This window comes from Paenibacillus rhizophilus (genome assembly GCF_003854965.1).
Lineage (GTDB): Bacteria > Bacillota > Bacilli > Paenibacillales > Paenibacillaceae > Paenibacillus_AQ > Paenibacillus_AQ rhizophilus.
This window is the reverse complement of the sequence record NZ_RQPI01000016.1, coordinates 17,362-31,792: the sequence shown is the minus strand read 5'-3', so window position 1 is coordinate 31,792 and position 14,431 is coordinate 17,362. Positions and strand designations below refer to the sequence as shown.

The window sequence follows — 14,431 nt, the reverse complement described above, 5'->3', positions numbered from 1 at the left end:
TTGGTGTTCTCGCTTACGGCTCGCTTCGCTCGCCCCGGTCAGCTTTAACCCGATTCATCCCTGTACCGCAGACTCAGTTCTTCCAGCCTTTCTGAATCTGCTCCAGCGCCTGGTCAAGCGTGGCGGTGCCGCTGACATAGTCGGTCATGCCCTTCCAGAAGCTGCCCGCGCCCACTTTGCCCGGCATCAGGTCGGAGCCGTCAAAGCGCAGCGTCGACGCGTCCTGCACGAGCTTTGCCATCCGGCGGTCGGATTCCGACTGGTACCAGTCGAGGGAAGCGTCGTTCATCGGCGCAACCACGCCGCCCGACTGCACCCAGCTCTTGATCGATTCGCCCGTGGTGAAAAATTCGATGACAGCCCGCACTTCAGGACGGTCGTTGAACATGGCGTAGATGTCGCCGGCTACCAGTACCGGCTTGCCGTACTGTTCGTCGATCGGCGGCAGGTAGAACCAGTCATAGTCCTGGTCGACCTTTACGTTTTCAGGGAAGAAGCTCGTGATAAAGTTGCCCATCAGGTTGAACCAGGCCTTCGGCGGGTTCTCGAACATCGGCTTCGGCGCGTCTCCGAAGGCCGTCGTGACAATCGACTTCGTGCCGCCGTAGACATAATCTTTGTTCATCCAGATCTTCGACATGATCTCTACCGCATTCTTCACTTCAGGCGACGTGAACGGCAGCTCGCCCTTGACCCACTTATCGTAGTTCTCCGGCGTCGTCGTCCGCAGCATGATGTTCTCGATCCAGTCCGTCGCCGCCCAGCCGGTGGCCGCGCCGCTCTCGATGCCGATCGCCCAGGCCGGGTCGCCGTCCTTGGCAATCTGCTCGGTAAGCGCCATCATTTCATCCCAGGTCTGGGGAACCTGGTATCCTGCTTCCTCGAACTGCTTCTTCGGGTACCAGACGAGGCTCTTCACGTTGCTGCGGTTCCAGATGCCGGCCATGATCTTGCCGCTTGCGCCGTCCATGGTCGCCATGTCCAGCCAGCTCTTGTTGTAGTTGGATTTCAGCTTCTCAGGGTCAAGCACTGTGTTCAGATCGATCACCTTGCCGGTCTTCGCGATGGCTGCCAGGAGACCCGGCTGCGGGAAATCGGCGATATCCGGCGCGTTGCCGCCGTCCACGCGGACGTTAATGGTGGCTTCGAATTCCTTGGAGCCTTCGTATTGGATGTCGATGCCCGTCTTCTCTTCGAAATCCTTGATGCTCGTCTCGAACTTCACCTGGTCAGCGTCCACAAACGGGCCGAACATAGTAACCTTGGTACCTTTATATTCGCCGTTCAGCGCCTTCTGCAGCGGCGTGTTGGCCGTTGCCGCGCTCGCAGTCGCGGCTGGTTGATCCCCGGACGTGGCCGCCGGAGCCTGGCTCGGCGAAGCGTTGTTGCCGCCGCTGCCGCAGGCGGTGACCAGCATGGTGAATGACAGACCGAGTACAGCGAGAGTAGATAGCTTGCGTCCCGTCTTCTTTTTCATCTTCTCATACATCCCCTTTAATAGTTTTTGAGGCCAACCGTCCGATAAGCGGGATCACCTCCTTGAAAGGGTTTTCAAAACATCATTCGTGCCAGCCCGCTTCGCAAGAGCCTTCCACCTGTCTCTGAAAAGCTTTTCAAAGACATAATGTGAAGAAACCCTTCGGCTTCACTTTTCCCGGGACGATTCCCGCACGATCAGTTTATGCGGTATCTTCTCCCGAAGAACCTCCACACTTCCGGTCGACAGCAGCTCATGCAGCTTCTCCGCTGCCCGGTATCCCAGCTGATAGATCGGCTGGGCGATCGTCGTCAGCTTCGGAATGAACATGCTCGCCATCCGCAAATTGTCGAATCCGATGACCGATACCTGCCCCGGCACCAGCACATTGCGGTCTTTCAGGTAGGAAATCGTCCCCATCGCGAACTCGTCGGCCACACAGAACACCGCGGTCAGTCCGGGATGGTCGGTAAACAATTCATGCGCCGCCTGGTAACCGTCCTCAAAACGGTGGTTCGCATATTTCACCCTGTTCGCGTTGTGGCCGAGGCCCGATTCCGTGACCGCTTTGACAAAGCCGTCATACCGCGGCGGTCCCGAAATGGAATCGCTGTGGCCGAACCCGATCATTCCGATCTCCCGGTGTCTGAGTTCAATCAGGAACTTTACCGCGTCGTAGGCGGCCGCCTCATCGTCCACCTCGATGCTCGGAATCTCGTATTCGTCGGAGTGGGAGGACAGCATGACAATCGGAATCCGGCAGCCGACCAGCTTCTCGTAATACTCTGGGTACAACTTGTCGCTGGCGAATACGATGCCGTCGACCTGCTTTTCGTGGAACGTATCGATGTAAGACAGCAGACGCTCTTTGTCTCGGTCCGTGTTGCAGATCATGAGGCTGTACCCCAGCTTGATGCAGGCATCCTGCATGCCCCGGATGACCCCCGCGAAATACAGGTTCTCAATGTCGGGAATGAGCAGCCCCAGCGTGAACGACTTCTTGTAAATCAGCCCGCGCGCAAACGCATTCGGCTGATACTGCAACTGCCGGATCGCCTCCAGGACACGGTCCCTTTTGCTGGCTACGACGGTTTCGGGCGCGTTCATCACCCGGGATACGGTACTGATGGATACTCCGGCCAATCGGGCCACATCTCGGATCGTTGCTTTCATATTTAGCTCTTCTTCCTTCTTGCTTTTGTCTTCCTGTCGGTGATTCTTGGAAACCTTTTCAATTGCATTATAACAAGGGATATCGCAAATGGCAATCAATATTTAAGCGCTTACATTCGGCTGGAATAAATTATTTTTTGTTGACTTAAACCATGGTTTAAGTTGTATCCTATTCCTGTCGACAGGTAAACATACATGGAGGTCTCCAGATGAAGTATTGTTCCATTAGCGAAGCTTCAGCTAAATTCGATATTCCAGAAACAACGATACGCTATTATGAGAAAAAAGGACTACTGCCACTAATCGAGCGTGATGCAGCTGGTAGGCGGTTATTTTCAGAAAATCAAATTGCGCTCCTTGAAACCGTCATTTGTTTAAAAAACACGCACATGCCATTAAGCGGTATTAAGCAATATATTGATTGGGTAATAGAAGGAGATAGCACCATTGAACTCCGACTTCAAATGATGAAGAATCACAAGCAAGCCGTGCTAGCTGAAATGTCGTTGATGACAGAATCCTTAAAAGGGATTGACGTAAAAAATGAACGTTATACAAACCGAAAAAATAAAGGAGAAGTGGGACAGTAATGAAACTTTCAGGAAATACAATACTTATTACAGGCGGAAGTGCCGGAATCGGATTAGCTTTTGCAGAACGCTTTATAAAAGCTGGAAATAAAGTCATTGTTTCTGGACGACGTGAAAATGCACTTCAAAATGCGAAAGAAAAATTCCCTAGCCTTATCACTCGTGTAAGTGATTTGAATATTGAATCCGAGCGTGTAGCATTGTTTGATTGGGTAACAGCGAACTATCCAGAAGTGAATGTGTTAGTTAACAATGCAGGGATTCAACAACGTTTTAACGTGTTAAAAGCGGACGCGAAGAACGATTGGAGTTATTTCAATAAAGAAATCACAACCAATATTGAAGCACCTCTCCATCTCTCTATGCTGTTCGCTCCATTTTTTGCAACAAAAGAAGAGGCGACGATCATTAACGTGACATCTGGGTTAGCTTTTACACCGTTTGCGATTGCTCCGATTTATTCCGCAACGAAGGCGGCACTTCATTCTTTTACAATGAGCCTAAGACACCAATTTTCTGACACGTCTGTAGAAGTAATTGAAGTTGCTCCTCCGGCAGTGAATACAGATTTAGGCGGAGCGGGGTTGCATACGCATGCAGAACCACTAGATGCCTTCGCAGATGGTATTTTCAAAGGATTAGAAGAGGGTAAACAGGAAATTGGATATGGGACTTCTGTGAATCGCTTGCGCATGTCGCGAGATGAAGTCGACGAATACGTAGAAAAAATGTATGAGGCAACGAAAAACACAATTGAATAATCTCACTACTAACCCCATTTATGACCTGTCCCTTCCCGCTGGAAACGTGGGTTGTGGTAAGTATTCTTGCCCGATCACCGACCAAAAACATGCCGTCATTTATGATACGATTCCCCGCGCTGTCTGTAACGGCATGCAAAAAGGCTTCCCTGAGGAAGCCTTTTTCATTTGCCTATTAATCCTATTGGCCGTAGGTTCACACTGAGAAGATTGAGAGTGGCGCTGACCTACATAGAGGGGAAGAAGGTAAATCCTTGCCGCTGCCGTCACCGTGTTATCTTACGTTATCATCTACGATTGAATCCATTAAAGTACCTAAGCATTTGGATGAAATCATGAAGCTCAGCGTTATTCCAGTCCGAGATTCGCTCAAAAAAAACAGACTCTTTCTCCTTGAGCGCACCAATTATTTTTTGTTGTCCCTCCTCGGTAAGTGACAATACAATTCCCCGACCATCATTAGGGGACGCCTCTCTACTAACATACCCCAGGGACTCGAGCTGTTTGATAAGACGACTGACCGAACTGCGATCCATCGCAGTTGATTCCGCTAAAGCGGCGGCATTTGTTGGACCGTAGGAGTACAGCCAACGAACAATATGGAAGGCAGCAGGCTGTAAGGAGGAATCGAATCTCGCTGCGGCTTTGGCATTAAGGGCATGTGAAGCGCTGATGAGGGCGTTAAGCTGCTCGCCCAACTCAATCTCAAGTTGTTCCCTCGGCTCATTTTTGAATTGATTATACTTCATTCTCACTCACCTTTCTCTAAATCAAAAAATAACTCCTTTAAATTATTTGACATATATCAATCAAATCAATATAGTGGACATATGTCAACTAATTGCTCTATCTCACTATTCTTTAGGGATGATTACTTCCAAAAAAATTGTATCACAAGAAGGAGAAATGACTATGTCTAAAAAATCAACTGCTGTCATAACAGGGGCCACCAGCGGTCTGGGACAACTTGTTGCGATTGAATTGGCAAGACGCGGTTTTGACCTTGTCCTGACTGCCAGAAGTAAAGAGCGCGCTGAAGCTACGAGAAAACAGATTGAGGCAAATACCTCTTCAGTCAAAGTTGACTTTTTCTATGGAGATTTGTCGCTAATGAAGGATGTGAAACGGGTTGGCAGTGAAATAGCCGCAGTCTACCCTAAAATTGATGTGTTATTGAATAATGCGGGGATTCATGCCTTCGAACCCCGCACGACTCCCGAGGGGTTTCCTGAAATGATTGCTGTCAATTATTTAGCGCCGTGGCTGTTGACACATATGTTAAAGCCGTCCCTGCAGAACGCTGGTCAGGCCAGAGTTGTCAATGTTGCCTCTGAAGCTTCACGCCGTCACGGCGTACTGAAGCTTCCGGAGGATTTAACCGACACAACTCCCTTCACCGCTCGCGGCTCATCCCCCATCTATGGGAAAACCAAATTATTAAATATTATGTTTACTGCTGAACTGGCCCGGCAGTGGGCAGGTACAGGAATCAGCGTAAATGCGCTAAATCCAGGATTTAATGTTACCGGACTTGGACGAGAACTTAGGTTTGCATCCGTTTTAGAACGACTGTTGAAAGCCCTTCGTCTTGGAGATCCGCGAAGAGGAGCCGATATTATCACCCGTTTGATCACGGAGCCGAAATATCAAAAGGTGACGGGCGGATACTTTAACGTTGGAACCGGAAACTCAATCGAACCCGTACAGCCCGGGGGAGATGCCGCGATGCAGCACAAGCTCTGGAAGGCCACAGAGGATTTGCTGCAGCAAAAAGGGTTCCTTGCTTAAAACACAGATGTAGAAAGGAATAGACAAACGATGAGTAAAGAGTTAACTTTAAACACCGTCAAAAAAGGTCCCCTTCTCTTCATCATGATCTTGGGCGCATTTATTACCGTTTTAAATCAAACCATTATGAGTGTGGCGATTCCAGAGCTGATCACGGCTTTTGATATCGCAGCAACGACAGCCCAATGGCTGACAACCGGCTATATGCTGGTCAACGGAGTCTTTATTCCCTTGACAGCTTATCTCATGCAGCGCTTTACAACCCGAGAACTGTTTCTTTCGGCAATGATTGCGTTTCTTGCCGGATCAACAATATCAGGGATTGCTCCCGGCTTTGAAGTGCTGTTAATCGGACGTCTCATACAGGCTGCCGGTGCAGGAATTATTATGCCTTTATTGATGAATGTTGTGCTTGCCCTCTTTCCCGAGGAGAAGCGGGGAGGAGCTATGGGGTTGATTGGAGTAGCCATCATCTTCGCGCCAGCCATCGGCCCGACGTATGCCGGGTACATGCTGGATCATTTTGCATGGCGATCAATGTTCTACGTTATTATTCCGTTCGCTGCTTTGGTTATCCTTCTTGCCTTCTTTTACTTGAAAAATGTGACGGAGCGCGCTTATCCCGTGTTGGATGTAACAGGAATGATTTTATCCACACTCGGATTTGGTTCCTTATTGTACGGCTTCAGCAGAGCAGGTGCCGTAGGCTGGTCAAGCACCGAAGTGATAATAACCTTGGCGATAGGCGTGCTTTCACTTGTATTATTCTCTATTAGCCAGTTAAGAAGCAGCAGTCCTCTGTTGGATTTGAACGCCTTCAAGTATAATATGTTCTCGCTTACTACAATCATTAATATAGTGGTGACCGTGGTCATGTATGCGGATATGATGCTGCTTCCGATTTATTTACAAAATATGAGACATTATTCTGCGTTTGATGCCGGTATTCTAATGCTGCCCGGCGCATTGCTTATGGGTATAATGATGCCGGTGGCGGGTAGACTCTTCGACCGGTTTGGAGCAAAATGGCTATCCATCATCGGAATTGCCATCACTATTGTGACCACGATAGGATTTGTTTCATTAACATCTTCTACAAGCTATGGGTATCTCATTCTCATGTCTACGGGCAGACGGATCGGGATGGCATTGTTTTTGATGCCTATCACAACTGCGGGACTTAACCAGCTACCAGCATCGCTGCACTCTCATGGAACCGCGATTTCCAATACAGTCAAGCAGGTATCAGGTGCCATCGGCACAGCGCTGTTGGTTACCATTCTAACCAGCCGAGCACAGACCCATGCCGTGAAGCTGGCAGCGGAAGGAACGCTAACTGATCCTGCGCAATTGCTACAGCAAGCCTCCATCGCCGGAATGAATGACGCTTATTGGGCTGTTATCGTCTTTGGAATAATAGGCCTGGTCCTGTCCTTCTTTATAACGAGAACCAAGCAGGCCGATTTCGCGCAGCAAGAAAGTTAACACTGCAGGATATACAATTAAGTAGACATAAGCACCGGGTTGTTCTTGGGATCTCACCCCTTCGTCCCTTCTGCCGAAATGGTAGAAGGGACTTTTGCTGATTCACAGTAAAAGCCCCTTTCGAGGTACCGCATCATTCATTAGCAAAAAACTTGAAAATTTTACAGCTATCGCTTGGAAGATGTACAAACAGCCCTTGTCCAATGGCTATATCGGATTGTTTATTCATATACAACCGGATGGTTTCCCCTTCTGCAACGCCAACCATGCACTCTTTTCTTTCTCCCGAAAATACGATGTTCCGGACTTCCCCTTGAAGTGTATTTTCTTTGGTGGAACATTCATTGCCGAATTGAATATCCTCAGGCCTAATAAAAATGATTACTTTATCCCCGTTTTGTATTTCATCATGTTTTACTAAGCCTCTTAATTGAAAGCCATCCATTTGAATGGACGCGTGTCCGTTATCTTTGCCCACACATTGTCCGACAATTTTATTAGATATACCAACAAAGTCTGCTACAAAAGGTGTTTGCGGTTCATTATATATTTCAAGAGGCGTCCCTAATTGCTGAATAACTCCGTTCTTCATCACGGCAATTCGATCCGACAATGTAAGCGCCTCTTCCTGATCGTGAGTGACATAAATCGAAGTAAATTTTAATTTATCTTTTAAATTCATAATTTCAAATCTTAATTCTTCTCTAAGCTTGGCGTCCAAATTCGAAAGCGGCTCGTCAAATAACACGACCTTAGGCTGATAGATCAATGCCCTTGCCAATCCAACCCTCTGCTGCTGTCCCCCGGATAATTCTCGCGGATATCGTTCAGCCAGATGATCCAACTGGACAAGACGCAGCATTTCCATCACTTTGACTTTACGTTCCTTTTTATTTTCTTTGCGGATTTTCAGCGGAAATTCTACGATCTCAAAAACGGTCATATGCGGAAAAAGGGCGAAATTTTGAAAAACCAAACCGATTTCTCTTTTATGTGATGGAACATGCGTCAAATCATTGCCTCTGATATGGATTTCTCCGTTATCCGGCGTCAAACTGCCTGTAATCATGTTTAGCGTGGTTGATTTCCCGCAGCCGCTCGACCCGAGAAGCGTCAGCATTTCTCCCTCATAAATGTCCAAATTCAGCTGATTCACTACCGTAGCATGTCCGAATTTTTTGGTAATATTTTTCAATGAAATCATGACTTTCTTGTCTATCATAAACCTTTCACTCCTCCGCTTAAATTTTCCGGCTTGATTTGTTTCACGATTACACCAAGGATGAGGATGGAAGGGATGAGCAGAATAACGGAAATCGCGCTGGCTACCTCTTTATAGCCGTCTCCAATGGAAAGATACGTCTGTATCGGTAAAGTGACCGTCTGCGGGCCGTAAGTCATCATGCTTAAAGTAAATTCGTTAAAGGAAGTTACAAATACGAAAATTACCGCCGCCAAGATCCCGGGCATGGACATAGGGATAACCAAATATAGAAATCTCTGAAACCAATTGGCCCCGCAAACGCCGCCCGCGTCGATAACCCTTTGCTCCAAAGCCTCAAACGTAGCGGACATAATCAATACCACATAAGGAATGGTAATGGTTGAATGCGCAAGCGCCACACCGAGATGAGTGTTAATCAGATCTAATGTATAAAATATTTTGGCGGTTCCGAGCGCGTAAGTTAATTCCGGGATCATTCTAGGGAGAAGTATCAGCGCGATCAGCAGCTCCTTTGCCCGCAGCTTTCTTTTTCCTATAGCCCATGCAGTAGGAACTCCGATCAACAAACTGATGACTATCGTTAATGCGGCAATCACAAAACTATTCATCGTAACCTGAACCAGATCCGTCATCTGAAAAGCCCACTGAAACCATCGTATGCCCCATGATTCAGGCAGCCATCTGGCGCCGAACCAGCCCTCTCCGAAAGCGGACACGATGATGACAGCAAACGGCGATAAAATAAACAAGGCAAATCCCAAAAGGAACGCATAAATCACGACTTTCTTTCCAGTTCGGACGGCCCGAATGCTATGAGTGATCGGATTCATTTATGCCGCGCTCCTTTTCTTAGTCAATTTAAAGTAAATCAAGATAAAAATAATCTCGAGAATTCCCATAATAATGGCTAAAGCGCTGGCTTTGGGCCAGTTATTAAACACACCTGCTTCCGTATAAATCGCAACGGTCAGGGGTCTGTAATTTCCACCGGCAATCAGCGGAACATTAAAGGCACCGAAAGCAAGCAGAAAGGTCATCACCGAACCGGAACGGATACCGCTCATGCTTAAAGGCAAAGTAATATATCTGAACACTTCAAAAGGTTTAGCCCCGGTAATCGTAGCCGCTTGCTCTACGTTCCGGTCGATTCCTTCTATCGATGATAATGTCATCAAGATCGTGTGAGGGGAATAAAGCCATGCATAAAATAGGATCAAACCGTAAAGCGTGTAATTGATTTTCAGCGGTTCATCGATAAACGGCAGCACTTGCGTCAGAAACAAATTGACCCAACCGTTCTTGTCCCAAACGATCAGCAGGCCGAGAGCACTGATTAACGCTAATACCGTTAGCGGTAGCAAAATCAATAAACGGATGAATGTATGGCCTTTTACCCGTTTCCTTAAGATTAAAGCCAGCGGTAAGGCGATAAGAACAGAAAGTATCGTTGTAGAAATGGCCAAAACAAAGGTAATACCGATAACGTTCCAATATTTTGCCGAACTTAGTAAATCAATATAGTTCTGAAGGGAATAACCGGTATGATTGCTTATCGTCAAGCTGTTCGTGAAAGTTATGCACAGCGGATAAATAAAGAGGCCGATGAAAAAGACTAGCCCGGGAAATAGAAGCAATAAGGTGAGCAAATTGTCTTTTTTAAATTGCATTGATATGAAAATGAGGAATCCTGATGAGGGATTCCTCATTTCTTTCACCTCCAACTGAAATTACTTAACCAAATCCATGCCTTTTTCCTTTAAGAACGTGTAAGCTTCATTATTATTCAATGGAATTCTGGATTTCTTAACCACGTCCCATGACGGCACGTTATTCCATACTGTTTGAGGAACGTTGTCGTATTTATTGATTCCCATATAGATCCACAGCGTTTCCATCATGTTCACCTGCGTTTCTTCCGAAAGCATCCAGTTCACAAACTTAGCAGCCAGCTCTTTCTGACTGTCGGGCGCGTTAGTAGGAATCGCTAAATAAGCTGCACCGCCATAATGGCCGCTTGGGAAGAAGGTGGATTTTACGGACTTAGGAAGCAAGCCTTGGTCTCTAGACCAGAGTGTATAGTCAATTGCATATTCGGTAATCCAAACATCTTCAGAGGCAAATTGCTGGAACAATACCGGCGGTTCAGAAGCTAAAGGCTTAAAGAATGCTTTCGAGAATTCGCTGAATTTATTGATGCCGTTCGTCCATTCGGCTGTTTTTTGTATTGTTTCAAAAGGCTTGGAGAAGTCTACTCCGTAACCGAGAAGAATATCGCGCTGCATGATTCTTCCTCCGCCGGACTTTGCGTCCGAACGGATCATACCGATGTGGCCGGCCCATTCGCCCCGTCTTTCATAGAATTCATCCCATGATTTCGGAGGATTCTTGATTTTGTCGGAGTTGTACAAGATTCCAAATTGATCGTGCCAGAAAGGAACCGCTTTACCGTTCGTTGCAATTCCTAAAGCATCCTTTAATTCACTAGGCTCAACCAGCGAAATATTGGGGATTTCCGGATTGTTTTCAAGCGTTTCAAAAGGGATACCCGCTTCAATCATATTGCCGACGCCATCCGGCTTTAACAACAGCACGTCGATATCGCCTTCACCTTGTTTCTGAGCGGATAATCTTTGCTGAATTTCAGCCCCGGACCCTGTGACATAGTTAATTTTGATGCCCAATTCGCTTGATGCTTTTGGAATCATTTCGCTAAAAAACTTTTGCGTGTTTGCGCCGCCTGCGGTATCGATAAAAGTAATGGATTGGTTTTGGGGCTCAGGAGACGGTTTACTTGCATTGCCTGTAGTGCTTTCGGCAGGACTGCTTGAACAACCGGCAATCAGAGATACGCTTAATGTCATAACTGCGCACAGCTTCAACATGGATTTCATATTTATCTTCTCCTTTATTTTGTATATATATTTAACAGCTGTTCCATATTTTTAACGATATAGTCAGGAAAAATTCCAAGCATGTCTTCCCGCAAATAGGGATTATGTTCATTAATCCAGACGGTCCGCAGCCCCGCTTGCACTCCCCCAGCCATATCCGTCATAAAATTATCTCCAACCATGATGCAATGATCGGGGTCAAGTCCATATCGGTTAAGCACAGATTGAAACAAATAAGGCGAGGGCTTCCCGATGTGCTCGATCTTCAGTCCGATCATCGTTTCAATCGCAGCGGTCAAAGAACCCGTTTCCGGTATAATCTTCCCTCCGGTTCCTACATGATGCGAATCGCAATTCGCCCCGACGACTTTCGCTCCGCGATGAACATCATTGACGATCATTTGCAGCTTATCGTAATCAAACGTTACATCTCTTCCGACAAGAATGACATCGGCCGGCGCCGGACTGTCGATTGGAATAAGTTCATGTCCCACGCCGAGAACCGAGCTTTGTAATGCTTCGCTGCCCGCTACCTTAACCTTGACACAGCCACCGAATTTCCCCTTCAAGTAATGACCTGCGTTGTCCGTTACCGTAACAATTTCATCAGGTTCGGCTTGTATGCCGATGCGGCTCATTTTGGAAGCAATCTCTTTTGCCGTCTGAGTTGAATTATTGGTTACGAAGAAACAACGTTTCCCTTCATGTCTGAGGAGTTCCAACAGTTCTTTAGCCCCGGCAGCCGGCGTATCGCCATAATAGATGCAACCGTCCAAATCAAAAAGAAATGCTTTCATGCTGTTCATTGCTGTGTTGCCCATTTCTTGCTCCTTTGCAATTAGTTTTGAAATTGATGGCCTGCCCGTCCATTCCGGGAATATCACCTCCCATCATACTTAAAAGTGTCGGAGCTAGTTTTGTTTCAGTAAAATAAAGTGAACAGAAAAAGAGAAAGCTCAACAATAAACAGACATAGCCATGCTAGGATCTGTTTATTGTTCAGAGCTTTCTCTCGACACGACTCTAAACATTAAGAGATATTATATATTTTGAAAATTTAATGACCATAAGCTTTGCTCACTGACAGAAAGCGAGGTTGCGCCAGCTTCTAGACATTCAGCCGCCTCTTCTTTCGTATGAATGAGTCCGCTTGCGATGATGGGAATATGATCATAAGCGTCCGTAAAAGCAGCGATCGTTTTACGAACAACCCCAGGCATAAGCTCCACTCCATCAGGGCAAACATTCTCAACTGCCTTAAGACCATTTTGAAGCGCTAAAGAATCAATAATGAACAAGTGAAGTATCCCGAATAAATTAGCCTTTTTCGCTTCAGCGATCAGATGACTTTTCGGCGTGACAATTCCGTCCGCTCCAATGTAATCTGCTATAAAGCTTACCGTTTCTTTGTCGGTATTGGATAAGCCTTTAATCAAATCAACATGGACAAAAGCGCCTTTACCGGCTGTCTTGACCAACTGAACGGCGTTAATAATCTCCTTAACTGTTCCGCCCATGAAAAAGATATTGTCCACTTGACTTGTGATTGCTTGTTCAACATCCCGCACATTGCGTAAAGCTGCAATAATCGGCTTCTGACCAATTTTGTGGAGCAGATTCATGATGACTACCTTTCTGTTTCATTAATTCTATTAATAGAATAACCAATAAATATTATGAAAATATCAGCGATTTGTAAAATCAACATAAAAATTCATCGGCCGCATGTGCCGATTGTGGCTGAATGGTCACCGAAGCGGCTCCCGACAGCAGCACCTTGTATGGGGTGGCGATATGGAACTGTCTTTTGTTGATCTAAATGTAGGCTTAAACTGCATTGTATGGTACCATATTTGGGTTTACAACCCGTTACACAAACTGTTCACCCACTAATGTACAAGCCATGAATTAAGCTGGTTGAGACTATGATCTCGAAGGATTCACCTTACACTTTTAGACATGTACCTATGGAGGAGAGCCCACTATGCATGAATTGACGCGCCAGCAAGCCCAGAACATCGTTGATAAAATGATGCAGGACATTCCGTATAATATCAATATTATGGACCGGACAGGAATTATTATCGGAAGCGGCAATAAAGGCCGGGTCGGAACCTTGCATTATGGTGCGGCGGAAGCCATCAAACAACAAAAGATCGTGGAAATCACAGAGGACGAGGAATTTGTGAAGAAGGGCATTAACCTGCCCATTGAATTAAACGGCACTATTGTCGGAGTGGTAGGAATCAGCGGCGAAGTCAATGAAACGTGGCCCTTCGGAAATCTTGTCAAGACCACGGTTATTCTGCTAATCGAACAAAGCATTGCGCTCGAGAAGGAAAATTTGAAGAGTCACTTAAAGCATGAATTCTTCAATTTAATCACCCATTCGGATACAAACTATACAAAAGAATTGGCCGATCAGGCATTGATCTATGGTATACAGCTAACGAAACCCTCACAAATCATTTATGCCGAATTTCCCGGTGAGATCGCTGAGGATTTTATTAAGAATATCCCCTCCTTTAAAAGTTCCATTCATTCGCTATATCTTGTCGTTCAGGAAGCGGATAAGCTGGAAGCCCTGCTCGAAAGAATAAGAAGACAGTACCCGGATGCTTACCTTTCGGTCAGCAAATGGAACGATACGATTTCGGAAGGATATATACAGACTAAGGCGGCGCTGCGTGTATTAAAGGGTGTATATTTCAATGAAAGAACGATTTTCTATGCAAAATGTGAGTTCTTCGCCGATATGTCGAAGCTGCTGAAAAATGATACAAGAGCCGAACGGCTGGCCCATTTGCTTGAAAAAAATGATGAATTGACTAAAACGCTCCAGGTGTATCTTAACTGCAACCTGAACGCCAATAAATCGGCTCAACTTCTCATGATTCACAGGAATACCCTGCACTATCGATTAACCAAGATTCATAGCATTACAGGCAAGGACCCCCATAATATTCTGGAGCTCGTGGAACTCATCTTCATGCTGATTCACCGTATATAAATAAAGAGGATGTCCCCGCTTGAGGGGCATC

14 protein-coding genes are annotated in these 14,431 nt (G+C 46.3%); 5 read left to right on the top strand and 9 right to left on the bottom strand.

Features of this window, described 5'->3' with window-relative positions; translation table 11 throughout:
• Positions 1–73 precede the first annotated feature (73 nt).
• Both EH198_RS20400 and EH198_RS20395 read right to left on the bottom strand, forming a co-directional pair.
• Positions 74–1,477 (bottom strand): ABC transporter substrate-binding protein, encoded by a 1,404-nt coding sequence (locus tag EH198_RS20400; protein ID WP_379310853.1) that lies wholly within the window; start codon positions 1,475–1,477, stop codon positions 74–76.
• Between the two features lie 168 nt (positions 1,478–1,645).
• Complete coding sequence (locus EH198_RS20395; RefSeq protein WP_124697374.1) at positions 1,646–2,650, bottom strand: LacI family DNA-binding transcriptional regulator; 1,005 nt, start codon at positions 2,648–2,650, stop codon at positions 1,646–1,648.
• A gap of 209 nt (positions 2,651–2,859) precedes the next feature.
• Between EH198_RS20395 and EH198_RS20390 the strand changes: the two genes are divergently transcribed.
• Together EH198_RS20390 and EH198_RS20385 are read left to right on the top strand one after the other, a co-directional pair.
• Positions 2,860–3,240, top strand: coding sequence for a MerR family transcriptional regulator (locus tag EH198_RS20390; RefSeq protein ID WP_124697373.1), 381 nt, complete (start codon positions 2,860–2,862; stop codon positions 3,238–3,240).
• Positions 3,240–4,001 (top strand): SDR family oxidoreductase, encoded by a 762-nt coding sequence (locus tag EH198_RS20385; protein WP_124697372.1) that lies wholly within the window; start codon positions 3,240–3,242, stop codon positions 3,999–4,001. The genes EH198_RS20390 and EH198_RS20385 overlap by 1 nt, the downstream gene beginning before the upstream one ends.
• A 287-nt stretch (positions 4,002–4,288) precedes the next feature.
• Here the strand turns inward: EH198_RS20385 and EH198_RS20380 are convergent, their stop codons facing one another.
• The gene (locus EH198_RS20380; RefSeq protein ID WP_124697371.1) at positions 4,289–4,750 is read right to left on the bottom strand and encodes a MarR family winged helix-turn-helix transcriptional regulator; all 462 of its coding nucleotides are present in this window, start codon (positions 4,748–4,750) and stop codon (positions 4,289–4,291) included.
• 163 nt (positions 4,751–4,913) lie between these two features.
• Here EH198_RS20380 and EH198_RS20375 point away from each other — a divergent pair, with 163 nt between their 5' ends.
• Together EH198_RS20375 and EH198_RS20370 are read left to right on the top strand one after the other, a co-directional pair.
• Positions 4,914–5,789 carry an SDR family NAD(P)-dependent oxidoreductase gene (locus EH198_RS20375; protein ID WP_124697370.1) on the top strand — a complete coding sequence of 292 codons (876 nt, stop codon included), beginning with the start codon at positions 4,914–4,916 and terminating at the stop codon, positions 5,787–5,789.
• Between the two features lie 30 nt (positions 5,790–5,819).
• A complete protein-coding gene (locus EH198_RS20370; RefSeq protein WP_124697369.1) occupies positions 5,820–7,274 on the top strand; it encodes a DHA2 family efflux MFS transporter permease subunit in 1,455 nt (484 codons plus the stop codon).
• A 133-nt stretch (positions 7,275–7,407) separates the two neighbouring features.
• Here the strand turns inward: EH198_RS20370 and EH198_RS20365 are convergent, their stop codons facing one another.
• The 6 genes from EH198_RS20365 to EH198_RS20340 all read right to left on the bottom strand — a co-directional run bounded on the left by EH198_RS20365 (position 7,408) and on the right by EH198_RS20340 (position 13,012).
• Positions 7,408–8,496 carry an ABC transporter ATP-binding protein gene (locus EH198_RS20365; RefSeq protein ID WP_124697368.1) on the bottom strand — a complete coding sequence of 363 codons (1,089 nt, stop codon included), beginning with the start codon at positions 8,494–8,496 and terminating at the stop codon, positions 7,408–7,410.
• Entirely contained in the window at positions 8,493–9,329 is an 837-nt protein-coding gene (locus EH198_RS20360) for an ABC transporter permease (protein ID WP_124697367.1), read from the bottom strand. Before EH198_RS20360 ends, EH198_RS20365 begins: the two co-directional genes overlap by 4 nt.
• Positions 9,330–10,214 (bottom strand): ABC transporter permease, encoded by an 885-nt coding sequence (locus tag EH198_RS20355; RefSeq protein ID WP_246014488.1) that lies wholly within the window; start codon positions 10,212–10,214, stop codon positions 9,330–9,332.
• Between the two features lie 12 nt (positions 10,215–10,226).
• A complete protein-coding gene (locus tag EH198_RS20350; RefSeq protein WP_124697365.1) occupies positions 10,227–11,390 on the bottom strand; it encodes an extracellular solute-binding protein in 1,164 nt (387 codons plus the stop codon).
• Positions 11,391–11,404: 14 nt separating this feature from the next.
• On the bottom strand, positions 11,405–12,187 hold the full coding sequence (locus EH198_RS20345) for an HAD-IIA family hydrolase (RefSeq protein ID WP_185702995.1): 783 nt from the start codon (positions 12,185–12,187) through the stop codon (positions 11,405–11,407).
• A 243-nt stretch (positions 12,188–12,430) separates the two neighbouring features.
• A complete protein-coding gene (locus EH198_RS20340; RefSeq protein ID WP_124697363.1) occupies positions 12,431–13,012 on the bottom strand; it encodes a glycerol-3-phosphate responsive antiterminator in 582 nt (193 codons plus the stop codon).
• Between the two features lie 362 nt (positions 13,013–13,374).
• Between EH198_RS20340 and EH198_RS20335 the strand changes: the two genes are divergently transcribed.
• On the top strand, positions 13,375–14,400 hold the full coding sequence (locus EH198_RS20335; RefSeq protein WP_124697362.1) for a CdaR family transcriptional regulator: 1,026 nt from the start codon (positions 13,375–13,377) through the stop codon (positions 14,398–14,400).
• Positions 14,401–14,431 lie beyond the last annotated feature (31 nt).

Bases quoted from the DNA above. Each gene is read 5' to 3' on its own strand.
- EH198_RS20400 (WP_379310853.1), bottom strand. From the start codon at position 1,477: ATGAAAAAGAAGACGGGACGCAAGCTATCTACTCTCGCTGTACTCGGT.
- EH198_RS20395 (WP_124697374.1), bottom strand. From the start codon at position 2,650: ATGAAAGCAACGATCCGAGATGTGGCCCGATTGGCCGGAGTATCCATC.
- EH198_RS20390 (WP_124697373.1), top strand. From the start codon at position 2,860: ATGAAGTATTGTTCCATTAGCGAAGCTTCAGCTAAATTCGATATTCCA.
- EH198_RS20385 (WP_124697372.1), top strand. From the start codon at position 3,240: ATGAAACTTTCAGGAAATACAATACTTATTACAGGCGGAAGTGCCGGA.
- EH198_RS20380 (WP_124697371.1), bottom strand. From the start codon at position 4,750: ATGAAGTATAATCAATTCAAAAATGAGCCGAGGGAACAACTTGAGATT.
- EH198_RS20375 (WP_124697370.1), top strand. From the start codon at position 4,914: ATGTCTAAAAAATCAACTGCTGTCATAACAGGGGCCACCAGCGGTCTG.
- EH198_RS20370 (WP_124697369.1), top strand. From the start codon at position 5,820: ATGAGTAAAGAGTTAACTTTAAACACCGTCAAAAAAGGTCCCCTTCTC.
- EH198_RS20365 (WP_124697368.1), bottom strand. From the start codon at position 8,496: ATGATAGACAAGAAAGTCATGATTTCATTGAAAAATATTACCAAAAAA.
- EH198_RS20360 (WP_124697367.1), bottom strand. From the start codon at position 9,329: ATGAATCCGATCACTCATAGCATTCGGGCCGTCCGAACTGGAAAGAAA.
- EH198_RS20350 (WP_124697365.1), bottom strand. From the start codon at position 11,390: ATGAAATCCATGTTGAAGCTGTGCGCAGTTATGACATTAAGCGTATCT.
- EH198_RS20345 (WP_185702995.1), bottom strand. From the start codon at position 12,187: ATGAAAGCATTTCTTTTTGATTTGGACGGTTGCATCTATTATGGCGAT.
- EH198_RS20340 (WP_124697363.1), bottom strand. From the start codon at position 13,012: ATGAATCTGCTCCACAAAATTGGTCAGAAGCCGATTATTGCAGCTTTA.
- EH198_RS20335 (WP_124697362.1), top strand. From the start codon at position 13,375: ATGCATGAATTGACGCGCCAGCAAGCCCAGAACATCGTTGATAAAATG.